The 15541-nt window shown below is 65.4% G+C and carries 9 protein-coding genes; 7 read left to right on the forward strand and 2 right to left on the reverse strand.

Annotation, left to right across the window (positions count from 1 at the left end):
* The first annotated feature begins 56 nt into the window (after window positions 1-56).
* The 5 genes from OOB33_RS07345 to OOB33_RS07365 all read left to right on the forward strand — a co-directional run bounded on the left by OOB33_RS07345 (window position 57) and on the right by OOB33_RS07365 (window position 9747).
* Window positions 57-1619 carry a tryptophan halogenase family protein gene (locus tag OOB33_RS07345; protein ID WP_271008194.1) on the forward strand — a complete coding sequence of 521 codons (1563 nt, stop codon included), beginning with the start codon at window positions 57-59 and terminating at the stop codon, window positions 1617-1619.
* Window positions 1616-4273, forward strand: coding sequence for a beta-mannosidase (locus OOB33_RS07350; protein ID WP_271008195.1), 2658 nt, complete (start codon window positions 1616-1618; stop codon window positions 4271-4273). Before OOB33_RS07345 ends, OOB33_RS07350 begins: the two co-directional genes overlap by 4 nt.
* Window positions 4273-6750 (forward strand): glycoside hydrolase family 31 protein, encoded by a 2478-nt coding sequence (locus OOB33_RS07355; protein WP_271008196.1) that lies wholly within the window; start codon window positions 4273-4275, stop codon window positions 6748-6750. Before OOB33_RS07350 ends, OOB33_RS07355 begins: the two co-directional genes overlap by 1 nt.
* 51 nt (window positions 6751-6801) lie before the next feature.
* A complete protein-coding gene (locus OOB33_RS07360; RefSeq protein ID WP_271008197.1) occupies window positions 6802-8610 on the forward strand; it encodes a PNGase F N-terminal domain-containing protein in 1809 nt (602 codons plus the stop codon).
* 300 nt (window positions 8611-8910) lie between these two features.
* Window positions 8911-9747, forward strand: a complete 837-nt coding sequence (locus OOB33_RS07365) for a DUF3667 domain-containing protein (protein ID WP_165794591.1) — start codon at window positions 8911-8913, stop codon at window positions 9745-9747.
* A gap of 173 nt (window positions 9748-9920) precedes the next feature.
* On the opposite strand, the gene OOB33_RS07370 is transcribed toward OOB33_RS07365, so the two are convergent.
* Both OOB33_RS07370 and OOB33_RS24520 read right to left on the reverse strand, forming a co-directional pair.
* Complete coding sequence (locus OOB33_RS07370) at window positions 9921-10952, reverse strand: glycoside hydrolase family 18 protein (RefSeq protein WP_271008198.1); 1032 nt, start codon at window positions 10950-10952, stop codon at window positions 9921-9923.
* 311 nt (window positions 10953-11263) lie between these two features.
* Complete coding sequence (locus OOB33_RS24520) at window positions 11264-11521, reverse strand: helix-turn-helix transcriptional regulator (protein WP_442953038.1); 258 nt, start codon at window positions 11519-11521, stop codon at window positions 11264-11266.
* 8 nt (window positions 11522-11529) lie between these two features.
* Here OOB33_RS24520 and OOB33_RS07375 point away from each other — a divergent pair, with 8 nt between their 5' ends.
* Window positions 11530-12048, forward strand: coding sequence for a peptide-N-glycosidase F-related protein (locus OOB33_RS07375; protein ID WP_271008199.1), 519 nt, complete (start codon window positions 11530-11532; stop codon window positions 12046-12048).
* Between the two features lie 447 nt (window positions 12049-12495).
* The gene (locus OOB33_RS07380) at window positions 12496-15486 is read left to right on the forward strand and encodes a heparinase II/III domain-containing protein (protein WP_271008200.1); all 2991 of its coding nucleotides are present in this window, start codon (window positions 12496-12498) and stop codon (window positions 15484-15486) included.
* Window positions 15487-15541 lie beyond the last annotated feature (55 nt).

A 15541-nucleotide genomic window follows, 5' to 3' on the forward strand; every position in this document is an offset into this window, starting at 1 on the left:
TTCTTTGTGGGTCCGGGCGTGTGCCGCGCTCGTGCCCGGCAGAAGGGTTCTCCAGCATGAGTGAGAGCAGCAGTCTCGACAAGGACGGCAGCAGCCGCAGCCCATCGCCGCCCCACGGCCCCATCCGCCGTGTGGTGGTGGTCGGTGGCGGCAGCGCCGGCTGGATGGCCGCGGCCACCCTGGCCACCTACTTGGGCCGGCAGGCCTCGGTGCGGTTGATTGAGTCCGAGGAGATCGGCATCGTAGGCGTCGGCGAGGCCAGCGTGCCGCACATCCGCATGTTCAATGGCCAGATGCTGGGTATCGACGAGATGGAGTTCGTGCGTCGCACCCAGGGCACCGTCAAGCTCGGCATCGAGTTCCGCGACTGGGCCCGCATCGGCGACCGCTACACCCACGGCTTCGGCGTCATCGGCCGCTCGCGCGGGCCGCTGCCGTTTCACCAGTTCTGGCTCAAGCTGTTCCTGGCCGGCCGCGCCGGGCCCATCGGCGATTACTCCCTGCAGACCGTGATGGCGCCGCAGGGCAAGTTCATCCCGGGCGACCCCAATGCCGCGCCAGACTCGCCCCTGGCGGACATCGCCTACGCCTACCATTTCGACGCCAGCCTCTACGCCCGCTTTCTGCGCGAGATCTCCGAGCGCCGCGGTGTGCAGCGCATCGAAGGCAAGATCGTGCGCGCCCTGCAGCGCACTGACGACGGCTTCATCGAAGCCGTGCAGCTGGAAAGCGGCGAGCGCGTCGAGGGCGATCTCTTCATCGACTGCTCGGGCTTTCGCGGACTGCTGATCGAAGAGACCCTCAAGACCGGCTATACCGACTGGTCGCATTGGCTGCCTTGCGACCGCGCCCTGGCTGTGCCTTGTGAAGGTGTGAGTCCCATAACGCCCTATACCCGCGCCACCGCCCAGGCCGCCGGCTGGCAATGGCGCATCCCGCTGCAGCACCGCATCGGCAATGGCTATGTCTTCTCCAGCCAGCACCTCAGCGAGGACCAGGCCGCCGCCACCTTGATGGCCAATCTCGACGGCAAGCCCTTGGCCGACCCGCGCCTGTTGCGCTTCACCACCGGCATGCGCAAGCAGGTCTGGAACAAGAACGTGATCGCCCTGGGCCTGGCCAGCGGATTCCTGGAGCCGCTGGAATCCACCAGCATCTACCTCGTGCAATCGGGCCTCAGCCGTTTGCTGAGCCTGTTCCCGGGGCGCGAATTCAACCCGCAGCTGGCCGAGCGATTCAACCGCGAGACCGCGTTTGAGTACGAGCGTGTGCGCGACTTCCTGATCCTGCACTACCACGCGACCGAGCGCGACGATTCCGATTTTTGGAACGACTGCCGCACCATGTCTGTGCCTGACAGCCTGCGCGAGGCCATGGACCTGTTCCGCGCCGACGGCCGCTACTTCCGCCACGGCGAGGATTTCTTTGCCCTGCCCAGCTGGGTGCAGGTGATGCTGGGCCAGCGCATCCTGCCGCGCAGCTACCACCCCATCGTCGACGACATGCCCGAAGACCGCCTGCACGCTTTCGTGGAGGGCACGCGCCACATCCTGAGCGATGCCGTGGCCGCCATGCCCACTCACCAGCAGTGGCTTGAGCGTTACTGGAGGGCCGCATGAAGTTTCAGAACTTGCTTCGTCGCGCAGCCTGTTTCTTGTCCATGCTCTCGCTGGCCATGCCCGCCTCCGCCGCCGAGCTTCTGCCCCTGACCCAAGCCTGGCAGTTCCGCCTCAGCCCCGCCAGCAGCAAGGCTGCCACCCATGCCGCAGCCACCGCCTGGCGCCCGGCCCAGGTGCCCGGCACGGTGCACACCGACCTGCTGGCCGCTCAGCTGATCCCCGACCCTTTTTTCGGCGCACCCGAGGCAGCCCTGCAATGGATAGGCCTGGCCGATTGGGAGTACCGCACGCGCTTTGATGTGCCGCGCGCCCAGCTGGCGCAGGTGCGACAGGAGCTGGTCTTCGAAGGGCTGGACACCTTTGCCGAGGTGCAGCTCAACGGCCGCAGCTTGCTCCGTGCCGACAACGCCTTCCGCCGCTGGCGCTTGCCGGTTGAGAAGGGCCTGCTGCGTGCGTCTGGCAATGAGCTGAGCATCGTCTTCCGCTCGCCGATCAACAAGCTCCTGCCCCAGGTGCAGGCCATGCCGGTCAAGCTGGCCGGCAACTACCCCTCGCCCTACGGCGACGAGCCGCCCGATGCCATGACGGGCAACTTCGTCCGCAAGCCGGGTTACCACTACGGCTGGGACTGGGGCCCGCGCTACGTCACTGCCGGCATCAGCCAGCCGGTGACCCTGCGGAGCTGGAGCGGCCTGCGCATCGAATCGCTGCAGCTGCTGCAGGATGAAGTCACGGCCGAGCGGGCCCGCTTGCGCGCCATCGCCACGCTGGAGCTGGCGCGCGCCGGGCACTATCAGCTGCGCCTCTGGCAGACCGGCCCCGACGGCCGCCGCCAGCTGGCCGCCGAGCAGCGGGGCCAGGCCGCGGAGGCTGGCCTGCAGAAAATCGAGATGCCTCTGCAGGTCGAGCAACCGCGGCGCTGGTTCCCTAACGGCTACGGTGAGCAGGCCTTGTACCGCTACGAGCTGGAGGTTTTGCAAGCCGGCCGGCGCGTCGATGCGCTGAGCCAGCGCACCGGCCTGCGCAGCGTGGTCTTGAAGCGCGAGCCCGACGCGCAAGGCCGCGGCTTCCACTTCGAGGTCAACGGCATCCCCGTCTTCGCCAAGGGTGCCAATTCCATTCCTTTCGACATGTTCCAGCCGCGCGTCAGTGCTGCGCAGCTGCGCCGGGTGATGCAGTCCGCGCGTGATGCCAACATGAACATGATCCGCAGCTGGGGCGGCGGCTACTACGAGAGCGAGGCTTTCTTCGACCTGGCCGATGAGCTGGGCCTGATGATCTGGCAGGACTTCATGTTCGGCGGCGGCATGCAGCCGGCCTACGACCCGGCCTTCCGCGCCAGTGTGGTGGTCGAGGCGCGCGAGCAGGTGCAGCGCCTGCGCCACCACCCCAGCCTGGTGCTCTGGTGCGGCAACAACGAGCAGGAGATCGCCTGGAAGTACTGGGGCCATGGCCGTGACATGAAGGCCGCCGACCCGGCCCTGGCCGAGCGCGTCTGGCAGGGCTATGTGCAGCTCTTCGGCCGCGATCTGCGCCAGGTGGTGGCCGAGGAGGGCGGTGGCATCGCCTACTGGTCCAGCTCGCCCGGTGATGACCTGGCCGAAGTGGCCAACACGCCCGCCAGCGGCGATATGCACTACTGGGAGGTCTGGGGCAACCCGGCCCACCCGGTCAGCAAGTACCTGGAGATCACGCCGCGCTTCATGTCCGAATACGGCCTGCAGGCCTGGCCGGTGCAGGCCACGGTGGATGCGTTTGCGCCGCGCAGCGAGCAGGCCATCCACGCGCCGCTGATCACCGCGCACCAGAAATTCATGGCCGGCCAGGGCAATGAGCGGCTGTTGAAATACATCCGCGAGGAGTTCGGCGAGCCGCGCGATTTTGGCGACTTCATCTACCGCAGCCAGCTGATGCAGGCCGAGGGCATCCAGCTCGCCGCTCTGCACCACCGCGCCAGCCGGCCCTTCACCATGGGCTCGCTGTACTGGCAGCTCAACGATGTCTGGCCCGGCGCGTCCTGGTCCAGCATCGACCATGTCGGCCGCTGGAAGGCGCTGCACTTCCAGGCCCGGCGCTTCTTCGCGCCGGTGGCGGTGGCGGCGCTCCGCGAGGCCTCGGGCCAGACCCGGCTGCATGTCATCAACGACCGCACCGAGGCCCACCGCGGCGAGCTGCGCCTGCGTGTGATGACGCTGCAAGGCCGCACCCTGCGCGAGGAGCGCCAGGCCCTGACCCTGGCCCCGCTCTCGTCCCAGCTGCTCACGCGTTATGCCGATGCCGATTTGCTCGGCGATGCCGACCCGGCCTCCGCCGTGGCCGTGTTCGAGCTGCAGGCCGAGGGCGAACCGCCTTCGCGCAGCGTGGTGTATTTCAAGCCCGCCAAAGACCTGGCTTGGCCACAGGGCTCGGCCGTGCAGGCCCAGGTCGAGCGCGTGGGCGGCGAGCTGCAGCTGCATGTGCAAGCGCGCAATCTCGCGCGTGGCGTCTGGATTGATTTCGAGGGCTTGGACGTGGATGTGGCTGACAACGCTTTGACGCTGCTGCCCGGCGAGTCGCTGCGCCTCAAGCTCAAGCTCAGCGGAAACGGCAAAGCCACCGTGGAAGACCTGCAGCGCGCCCTGCGCCTGCGTGTGCTGGGGAGTGCGGCGCTGTGATGATCATATGGAGCCCTCTGTGCGCCGCGGCATTGCTGCTCGCCGTGTTCGCACCGCTGCCTGCCGAGGCGGCCCCGCGCAGCCTCGGCCCGGTCACGCAGTCCAGCCTGCGCGAGGACGGCGTGGATCTGCGCCTGGCGCGTGGCGCCCGGGCCCGCATCAGCTTCGTCACGCCCGAGGTGCTGCGCGTGCGCATCAGCCCCAGCGGCGCGCCTTTCGAGCCCGACACGGCCAGCTACGCGCTGACTGAATCGCCGCCGCAGGCCAAGGCGGAGCTGCGCCGCATTGGCCCGCAATTGCTGGAGTTGCGCTCGGCCAGCGGCACGCGGGTGCAGATCCGCCGCACCCCTGAGCTGCAGCTGAGCGTGTTCGACAGCGCCGGCCGCCTGATCAGCGCCGATGACCCGGCCCGGCCCATCGTCTTCGATCCGCAAGAGGGCAGTGTCGAGGTCACCAAGCGCCGCGACGACTACGAGCTCTACTACGGCTTTGGCGAAAAAGCCCTGCCGCTCTCGCGCCACCAGCAGCATCTGGTGATGTGGAACGCCGACGTGCCCGACTACGCGCCCGGCCACGACCCGTCCTACCAGGCCATCCCCTTCTTCATCGCCCTGCACCAGGGCCTGAGCCACGGCGTCTTCCTCAACAACAGCAGCCGCAGCTGGTTCGACATGGGCAAGACCGAGCCGAAGCGCTGGCGTTTCGGCGCGGCGCGTGGCGAGCTGGATTACTTCGTCTTCACCGGCGGCCCGGAGCGCAGCCCGGCCCGGGTGCTGCAGGACTACACCGCGCTCACCGGCCGCGGCCCGCTGCCTCCCGTCTGGGCCCTGGGCTATCAGCAATCGCGCTGGTCCTACAAGACGCAGGATGAAGTTCTGCGCGTGGCGCGGGAGTTCCGCCAGCGCCAGATCCCGGCCGATGTGCTCTACCTCGACATCGACCACATGGACGGCTTCCGCGTCTTCACTTGGAACCCGAGCACCTTCCCGCAGCCGCGCGAGATGCTGGGCCAGCTGCATGCGCAGGGCTTCCGCGCCGTCACCATCGTCGACCCCGGCATCAAGCGCGACGAAGGCTTTGCCATCTACCGCAGCGGCCGCGAGGCCGGCGTGTTCATGCGTGGCGCCGATGGCCAAGAGCTGCATGCCAAGGTTTGGCCCGGCATCTGTGCCTTCCCGGATTTCACCTCGCCGGCCGCGCGCGACTGGTTCGGCCAGCTCTACGCCGCGCCGCTGGAGCTGGGCGTCGATGGCTTCTGGAACGATATGAACGAGCCGGGCGTGTTCGCGCCCGATGGCTTCAACCAGCCGGAAATCTCGCTCGGCCCGCAAAAGACCCTGCCGCTGGACGCTCGCCATGCCGGCGACGGCCGGCCCGGTGATCATGCGCGTTATCACAATGTCTACGGCCTGCAGATGGCCCGCGCCAGCTTCGAGGGCCTGCGCCGCCTGCGCCCCGAGCAGCGGCCCATGGTGCTGACGCGGGCCGGTGCCGCCGGTGTGCAGCGCTATGCGGCGGTCTGGACGGGCGACAACTCGCCCACCTGGACGCATCTGGCGCTCACCATTCCCATGCTGAGCAATCTGTCCATCTCGGGCGTGCCGTTTGTGGGCGCCGATGTTGGCGGCTTCATGGGCAGCCCCAGCGCCGAGCTGCACAGCCGCTGGCTGCAGGCGGCCGTGCTCACGCCCTTCTTCCGCACGCATTCCAACGATGTCTCGGCGCCGCGCGAGCCCTGGGCTTTTGGCCCCGAGTTCGAGCGCATCAACCGCGCCACCATCGAGCTGCGCTACCGCCTGCTGCCCTACCTCTACAGCCTCTTTGAGGAGAACGAGCGCAGCGGCCTGCCGCCGCTGCGGCCGCTGTGGTTCAACTTCCCGCGCGATGTGCGCGCCAGCCTGGTGGACGATCAGTTTCTTCTCGGCCGCGACCTGCTGGTGGCGCCGGTGCTGCGCGAGGGCGAGCGCCAGCGCCGCGTCTACTTCCCCGCCGGCGAAGCCTGGCTGGACTGGTGGACCGGCCGCCGCTTCGAAGGCGGCAGCGAGGCCACCGTGGCCGCGCCACTGGACCGCCTGCCCCTGTTCATCCGCGTGGGCGCCGCCGTGCCCACGCAAGCGCTGCTGCAGCACACGGGCGAGATGCGCGCCGCGCCGCTGGCCCTGACCGTGGCCTGGGGCCGCAGCGGCCGCAGCGAGGTGTTTCAAGATGCCGGTGAGGGCTATGGCTATCGCCGGGGGGCGGCACGCCGCATCGGCATCCGCCAGGATGGCCAGGGGCTGACGCTGGAGCTTGATCTGCCCCCGAACGCTGGATTTCAGCGGCTGGCGCGGCTGGAGATTCTGGGCCTGGATCGTGCATCGCCCTGGCGTTTCGACGGCCAGCCGCTGCCTGCTCAGAAGGACGAGACCGGCCGGCTGCGCCTGGAGCTGCCCGCCGCGGCAGATGAGGGCCTGCACCAGCTGCGGCTGGCACACTGAGGCCAACGGCCGAATGCCGAGAGCAACACGACGACAAGATTGAGGACGACGATGCGAGCCATACGCCCGATGTTCAACAAAGCCCACCTGGCCGGCGTTCTGCTGGCGACCCTGGCCGCCCTGGCGCCCAGCCTCGCCCTGGCCGCGCCCACCGAGGGCTGGAAGCTGCGCTACCAGCGCAGCTACAACGGCAAGCCGGTCGAGGGCCAGGACCCGATCTGGGTGTTCGCCGCCAAGGGCGAGGCCTTGATCAGCTCCGAGGCCATCCTGGCCGGCAAGGCCGGCTTTCCCTTCGAGCAGCAGTTCATCAAGCCCGCCGCGCAAGAGCTGCTGCAGCTGGCCCGCCTGAGCCCAGGGGAGGGCATCGCCACCCTGGACCGCGAATCCCTGTCCAAGCAAAGCTACGAGTTCAGCGAAGAGACGCGCACCATCCTCGGCTACCGCTGCAAAAAGGCCAAGACGGTGGTGAACTCCAACACCATCGAGCTCTGGTACACGACCGAGCTGCCCGCGGCCGGCGCGCCCACCGTGCTGGGCCACCAGCTGGGCCTGGTGCTGGAGCTGGTGCGCAACGGCAACTTCGTCATCAGCGCCACGCAGATCGAGCCTTTCCAGGGGTTGGATCTGGCCGAGATGGCCCAGGGTGGAAAGCTTGAGGCCGCGCCCCTGCTCGACGGCCTCAGCTACAAAGACCGCGTCTGGCGCAGCCGCTTCACGACCATTCCGGTGTTCCAGGACCAGATCGTCAACTTCTCGGGCGAGGACCGCGAGCCGCGCGAGGGCGTGACCCGTTACGCAAACGGCACCGTGGTGCTCAAGACCGTGCAGCTGCCCGAGATCGCGCCGGGCAGCCAGGTGTTTGTGGACCTGCTGGCCCGCTCCAATGGCGATGCGTATGACCGCACCGGATCGGTCTTCGTGATTCCGCTGGGTACGAAGGAGTCAGAGAAGGGAAAGAAGGCCACGCGCAACTTCCTCGATGGCCTGCAGCGCGGCGTAGCCGCCCTGCCGGCTTATCAGAACGGCAATGGCCGGACCTACCGCGGCGTGGTCGCCACCGAGGGCTACGCGCCCCTGATCGAGCTGATGCGCTTCTTCACGCCCTTTGGCGTCAAGCACTACAACCACCTGCAGCTCAAGGGCAAGACCTGGCACGAGGCCGCGCCTTACCGCATGGACATCACCGACCTGGCCCAGCGCCTCTCGGGCCAGCAACTGGCCCTGGGCGTGTTCATCGGCAACTACGACAAGGGCGGCCACAAGCTGGACCTCAACCTCACCATCCACCCCAGCGATGCCGCCACCGCCATGTTCTCCAAGCCGGTGAGCCCGAGCACCGGATCTACGCCTGCCGCTTCTGCGGCAGCATCGGCACCGCGCCTGATCCCGCTGTTCAACACCACCAATGTGATGGAGATGGCCGAGCAGGACTACGCCACCATGTTCGACAAGCCCAAGGGCCTGGAGGTGGATTTCACCCTCGACCGCCCGCTCAAAAACGCCCGCCTGCGCTACATCAGCACCGGCCACGGCGGCTGGACCAATGGCGACGAATTCGTGCCCAAGAAAAACACCATCCTGTTGAATGGCAAAGAGGTGTTCTCCTTCGTGCCCTGGCGCCAGGACTGCGGCGCTTTTCGCCTCTTCAACCCCGCCTCCGGCAACTTCAACGACGGCCTTTCGTCCTCCGACATCAGCCGCTCCAACTGGTGCCCCGGCACCGCCACCAACCCGATCTACATCGACCTCGGTCACTTGAAAGCCGGACGGCACCGCATGACGGTGCGGATTCCGCAGGGGCCGCGTGAGGGGACGAGCTTCAGTTCGTGGAATGTGTCGGGGGTGTTGGTGGGGGAGTGAGGCAGCCGAAGGTCAGCGCTGTGCGCTGATCTGTGTGAACTGGGGTCAGGTATTGCCTCGAAATGCAAGGCCTGGCTCCGATGACTTGCGATCTAGCTCGCCCTGGCAAGCCGTCGCGCCCATCGGGTGCGCTCTCGCGGTATGTGATTCACCCAGGATTTCACCAAGGTCAGACCGCCGCCATCGCCCCTATCATCGGCGGCGATGGACACGCCGGCTCCCTCCCATTGCCCCAACTGCGGCAGCGCGCTGTCTCTCCCCAAGCCGCGTTATTGCGGCGAATGCGGTCAGGAAACGACCTTGCAGCCGCCCTCCGTCCCCGTGTTTGTTCGGGAGTTCACCGGCCAGTACCTGTCGACGCAAGGGGCCTTGCTGCGCAGCTTGCTCACCCTCCTGAGGCCGGGTGAGCTGACGCAGGAGTACCTGCGCGGGCGCCGTCGCCACTATGTGTTGCCCTTGCGCTTGTACATGGCCACCAGCATGGCAGCACTCCTCTCGATCTGGTTGATCAGCGTGCTGCTGCCCTTGCCCGAAAGCCATCGCCATGCCCGGACATATGACCCTCAATTTGCGCGGCACAACAACCTGGACCGACGCGAAGCCACCTACCTGACTTATGGTTTGATCGTGCAGGTGGGGCAACGTGCTGGCGAGTTTGTCTGCAGGGGCCTTCCAGCATCGCGTTGCCAGGATCTGCGCCATCAGTGGGAGCAAGATCCTCAGTCCCTCGCTCGCGAGCAAGCCCTGCGCACCACCCAGCTGAGCAAGCAGGCACACCTGCTGTTCTTGCTGCTGGTGCCATTTCTCGCCCTGGGCACCTACTTGGCCTACTTCAGCCGCAAGCTCAGCTATGGCACCCACCTGGTGGCTTCGCTGCATGTGCATGCGGCTGGCGCCTTTATTTCACTGACCTGGTCCCTGATCTTCCACATCACCGCCGCCTCGAGCAACGTCATCATGGCGGGCTCATTGCTGAGTAGCCTGCTGTACCTGACGCTGTCCTGCCAGCGCTGGCTAGGGGGGCGCAGGTGGGCCACGCTGATACGGGTCCTGCTGACCATGGTCATCTGGCAGATCAGCTACTTTGCCCTGTACTTGCTGTGGCTGGACGCCCTGTGGTGGCGCCCCATGTCCTGAGGCCAGGGCGGCCCCTCAGTCCGGTGCCTGCCGGGTCATGTCCATGGTCCAGTTCTGCACCCTGCTGCGCCCCAGGAGCGGAGGGTCACAGGAGCTGAGAACAGAGCTGAGCGAGCGGAGGGCCAAGCGAGCTGAGGGCCAGGGCCCCATGCCTGATCCGGTGCCGCACACGATCAGGGGCGGCGGCCGCAGGCGGTCGGTGAGATCACTTGCATGCTGGCAAGGCTCAGGCTGTGCGGCGATTGCAGCGCGTCCATGCTCAGCTCGAACATCATCAGCCCGGCAAAACCCTGGTCGCGGGCGAACTCGGCCTTGGCTTTCACCAGCGCCGGGGTTTCAAAGTAGGTGTGTCCCAGTTGGCCCTTGGCGAGCGGCGCGAGATCGGCGCCCATGCGGCTGAGGATGTCGCGATAGGGCTGGTCGCGCACCTCCTGCGTGCGGCCCTGGATGAACTCCTTGCCGTAGAAGGGCAAGCCCAGCAGGATCTTCTCGCGCTGGAAGCCGCGCTTCAGCAGATCCTGGGTGGCGGCCTTAAAGGTCTCCAGATCGGCGTGGTGTCCGACCGCCGAGCCCGACCAGGCGCCGGTGAAATCGTAGGACATCAGCGCCACATAGCTCACATGCTTTTGCAGCTCACTCAGGTACTGCGGGCCGATCCAGGGCCCGGCAAACACCGATGCGCTCAGTTCCACCGAGGCCGGCAAGGCGGCACGCAGCTCGGCCATCAGCTGCACCAGCATGGCGCTCTCCACCGGGTCATTGCCACCCTGGCCCAGCTGGTGCTGGCGGGTCCAATGCTCCCAGTCGATGTCAATGCCGTCGAGCTGCTGTGTGTCAACAAAGCGCCGGACCTGTTCGACAAACTTCTGCCGCTTGCCCGCATCGCGGCCCAGGGCCTGAAAGGCGTCGCCCACACCGTTCGCGCCACCGATCGAGACCCACAGCTTGCGCCCGTGCTTGCGCGTTTCCGCCCGCAAGCCCGGCAAGAGCTCGTCCAGCTCCTGGGTGCGCAAACCACCGTCTGCTGTTGGCAAGGCGAACACCAGGGCCAGATGCGTGAAGCGCTCCCAGGGTATGGCAGTCAGCGGCAAGGCCAGGGCCTTCCAGCTCGGGTAGACCGCGACCACCGGCCGGCAGGCTGCGGCTGGTGCGGCCGGCGCAGGCCCTGCTGCAGCGCGGGCCGAGGAGCCGGCTGCGAGGATCACGCATGCAGCCGCAAGCCCAAGGCTGCCGCTCAGCCTTGCGATGAAAGACAGCAGCCCGTCGGGTCTATGCAAGTGGTGCGTCATTTGAGTGCCTTCACTGGTTTGCGCTGCGAAAGGGTCGAGCGGAACCGTGCATGGGCCGGTGGGTGCCTTCAGGGCCGGTGGATTGCTCAACTCGCGCAATGTAGCGAGGCACCTGCTTTGCAGCGCCGGGAGGTGCGACAGACTGCATGCAGATGTGGATGGGCCGTTGATGGCATGGACGGGTTGCGCTGAAGCACGGGCCGGCAAGACCTGACCCTCGCCGTTCTTCAACCCGCCCGAACCCGGCACTCACCCGGCGTCACCCCAAAACGCGCCCGGAAGCTCCGGCTCAGATGGGGCTGGTCAAAGAAGCCGCAGTCCAGCGCCACCTCGCTGAGGCTGAGCCAGCTGTGGGCCAGCAGCTTCGCGGCGCGCTGCAGGCGGTGCTGGCGCGCGAAGTCGCCGGGTGAGCAGCGGAAGTGGTTGCAGAAGGCCCGCGCCAGATAGACGGGGTGCAGGCTCAGCTCCTGCGCCAGTTTGCACAGCCCATGTGTTGCCTACGGTTTATTGGCTTCGACAAGCCCAAGGCCCTGGAGCTGAGCTTCACCTCGACCGCCCGTTCAAGAACGCCCGCCTGCGCTACATCAGCACCGGCCACGGCGGCTGGACCAACGGCGACGAATTCGTGCCCAAGAAAAACACCATCCTGCTCAACGGCAAAGAGGTGTTTGCCTTCGTCCCCTGGCGCCAGGACTGCGGCGCTTTCCGCCTCCTCAACCCGGCTTCAGGCAACTTCAACGACGGCCTTTCGTCCTCCGACATCAGCCGCTCCAACTGGTGCCCCGGCACCGCGACCAACCCGATCTACATCGACCTGGGTAACCTCAAAGCCGGACGGCACCGGATGACGGTGCGGATACCGCAAGGGCCGCGCGAGGGGACGAGTTTCAGTTCCTGGAATGTGTCGGGGGTGTTGGTGGGGGGAGTGATACCGCAGGTGCCCTGCGGTGTGAACTCGTCTCGTAGTTGTAGCGGCAGGTCTTGCCTTGAAGCAAAAGGCCTTACGCTCTGACCTGAAGGCGCCGTTGTTGGCCGAGGCGAAACTTTTCTTGCACTGCAAGGCGTCTAATTGTGGCGTTATCCACATGGTGCATGGCATGGCTTTAGCGCGAGCAGGTGAGCACGCACTCATTGCCTGGCGCATAACTGTCGCTCGTATCAATCAGTCAAAATTGCACACATTGATGCATTTGAGGTTGGCAGATGCCGGTCGTCGTTTGTGATCTATCTGCCTATGTCGCATAACTGGCAATCAACTCAGTATTGCTGGAGCCAGGCGTATCCATCAGAGTGAAATCGTTGACGCAGCGTCACGACCGCGTCACGCCGACCTACCAATATCGGCCAAACAGACTCGGGAGCTCGCATGTCAGATCGGTCTCTTTTTTCGCACTGGAAGATTGCACTCTGTGCCGCAGCGTTTTTGCTCGGGCCCGGGCTAGTCCGCGCGGGGCTGCCCGTGCCGCTGAAGTCCGAGCATCCGCGCATTTTTCTAGACACGCAGAAGGTGGCGAGACTCCGCGCGATGCTTCCCCAGCAAGTTTCCTTTCCTTCCAAGGGAAGCCTGCAGTTCACGATCACACCTCGGCGGCCTTCCGAAGGTGAGGGCGGCGACCTTGGCGTCTTCGATGGCTACAGCGATCAGCGCAATCACATTTTCGTGCGCCACATTCGCAGCTATGACCGGCTGGACATTTCAACGCCGACCATTGGGTTCCAACTGGCCTTTCAGGCGGTCAGTCTGCCGTCTTATGTGGCCGTCGCGCGCGTGGACCTTCCTGTGGACCAACCGGTGCAGCTGCGCATCCAATGGGATGCCAACAAGCACCAGGCGGACTACGCAATCAACGGCAGAGTCTTTCCGCTGGTCTGGCGGACAACGAACGGCGTTCCGCTTGCATGGCAGCCCGATGGTCAGCTGATGGCTATCTCCGGACGTGCCGGTGAGAATGTCTCAGCTTTGAAACTGACCGACGAGCTCACCGGCCAGGTGCTGGCGGACTATCCAGAGCTCGATCACGAGTTGCTTCGCCAGTGGCGCAACACCCAGCGCGATGCCGAGGCTTTTGCGAGCATATTGAACACCTGCGCTGTTGCAACCGACCCGATGAGTTGCGGCAAGCCCGTAGTGCTGACCGGCCCGGAGAACACCCTGTCGCATCCGACAAGGCTGCAGGACATCGCACAAGTACTCGCGTTCTCGCACCTGATCACGGGCCAGATGCAGTACAGGAGCGCAGCCCTGAACTATGCCAGCCAGCTGTTGGCCACGCCCTGGGGCGAGGGGGGCGAGTTCCCCATGCGTGGCCGTGTGGCGGCGATGGGCATTCTGTATGACTGGCTATACCCCGTGGTCACGACGACCCCATTGCCAGGGGCTTCGGAAAGTATGTACGCGGATGCTCTGGCGCATGGCATCCAGAACACCATCCTGGCCCGGAATGCGGCGGGGACTTACCTGCTCGGCAGCTACATTTGCGGCCAGCAAGCGCTGAAGAACTTGCCCCTGCTGGACTGCGCAAGCAGACCCATGATCGAGAACTGGGATCCGATTCAGCATGCCCCGGTGCCCAGCATAGCGCCCTATTACATCAGCGGCCATCATCGAGGCGCAGTAGCAGCTATGGCCTTGGGCTTGGCGGCCATCGGCACCGAACATCCTCAAGTCGCTCCTTTGTTGAATCTTGCCTACGACCATTTCGACAAAGGCTTTTACAAGGCACGCAACTGGATCAACCAGAACGGCGGCACCCATCTCGGGTGGTCATACGGCGCCAGCAACCCAGGGCCCCTGGAGCTATGGCGTACGGCACTGGCCTGGGGCGATGCGCCTGCGACGCCGCCCGACTACGCCCGGCACGCCTTCCTGTTCTATCTCTACGGGGCGCGCGGCTCTACACAAGCCGTGTTTCCGGCAGCAGGTGACAATTTTGTGATCAATTGGGACGATCAGGTGGCCAGCATGGCCCTGTATGGTGCCCTGTACGGCAACGCGCACGAAGCCCCTGCTGCCCGTTGGCTCTACGAGCAACATGTAGCACCGGCCCGCGGAAGCGGCGGCCTGCTCGACATTCTGCTTTGGTCGCCGGGCAGCAAGAATGCTGCGTCGCCTGACGCGCTGAACCTACCTCTGTCCCGGCATTTCAAGGTCAGCGGCAATGTTGTGATGCGCGACAGCTGGGACTACAAGTCCGCAACACTGGCCGAATTCCACTCAGCGTCCTTCACCAGTGAGAACCACCAGCATTTCGACCAGAACAGCTTCTCGCTGTTCTACAAAGCCCCCTTGCTGCTGGACTCCGGCGTGTATGACTTCTACGGATCCGATCACTGGTGGAACTACTACATTCGCAGTGTGGCCCACAACACGGCCATCGTGACGGACCCGGCGGAGACTTTTTCCTATGCGGGCAAGACCTACGCCAACGATGGCGGCCAGTGGTTAGCGCCTTCGATGGCACGCTACCCAACCCTGGAGCAGGCCCAGGCAGGTCCGAACAAACTGGATGGCATCGTTCGCTTTGAGGCCGGCGTCGATTACAGCTATGCCGTGGGGGATGCCAGCAAAGCCTATGCCAGCACCAAGCTGGAACGCGAAGGTGGGTTCGTGCGCCAGTTGGTGTTTCTGCGACAGCCGGAATTCTGGGCCAAGCCCGTGCTCATCACTTACGACCAGATCAAGGTTGTGAATGGCAAGGAATCCCTGCCCAAAACCATCTTGCTGCACACGGCGAAGGAACCACTCGTAGCCAGCGACGGGCCGCAGCAAGCGGGCGTCACCAACATCGCCCTGGTCAACGGCCGCGCACCGCTGCTTGAGATCAGGAACGGCGGCGCCATGGCCTTTGTCGAAACCCTGATTCCGCTGGCCCCTCAGATGCGCAAGATCGGCGGCATTGCCTCATCCGGCAACAGCTACCGATTCGCTGTGCGCTCGCCGCAGAGCAATGTATACACCGGCTATGCGCCAGTGAACTACGGTAGCGGCCAAACGATGACTGAAGTGGAGTTGGACAAGGTTGAGGACGCGGGAAGCTGGCGCGTCGAGATCACTGACACGTCTCCGACCAAATTGGCGCGATTCTTGAACGTGATTAGCGTCGCTGATGACGGCAGCGTTGCGCCGCCAGCGGCCACGCACCTTCTCGCTGACTCGACAACCGAGGCGATCCAACTCGGCCGGACTGGCATGTCGCTGGTTCTGGTGCTGCCAAAGCAACCGCCACAAGTGAAATCCCATGGTTTGCGTGTTGCATATCCCTATGCGACTCGCTATCTCGTCACCGGGCTGATCCCGGACCAGTACTACAGCGTCTCAGTCACGCCTGTCGCGGGTGACCCAGTACCCCGGGTGTCCTTCGCACCCAGTGGAAGCATGACTCCCTACCGCAGCTCGGTGAACGGAGTGCTGAGCATTGAAAGACTGCCGCAGCCAAGCGAGCTGCGCTGAGTTTCAAGTCTCGTCCTCGCCTGACCCGAGCTTGAGCCAGGATAGGGTCGGCTCG

The organism is Paucibacter sp. B51 (assembly GCF_027863535.1).
Classification (GTDB): Bacteria; Pseudomonadota; Gammaproteobacteria; order Burkholderiales; family Burkholderiaceae_C; genus Paucibacter_A; species Paucibacter_A aquatilis.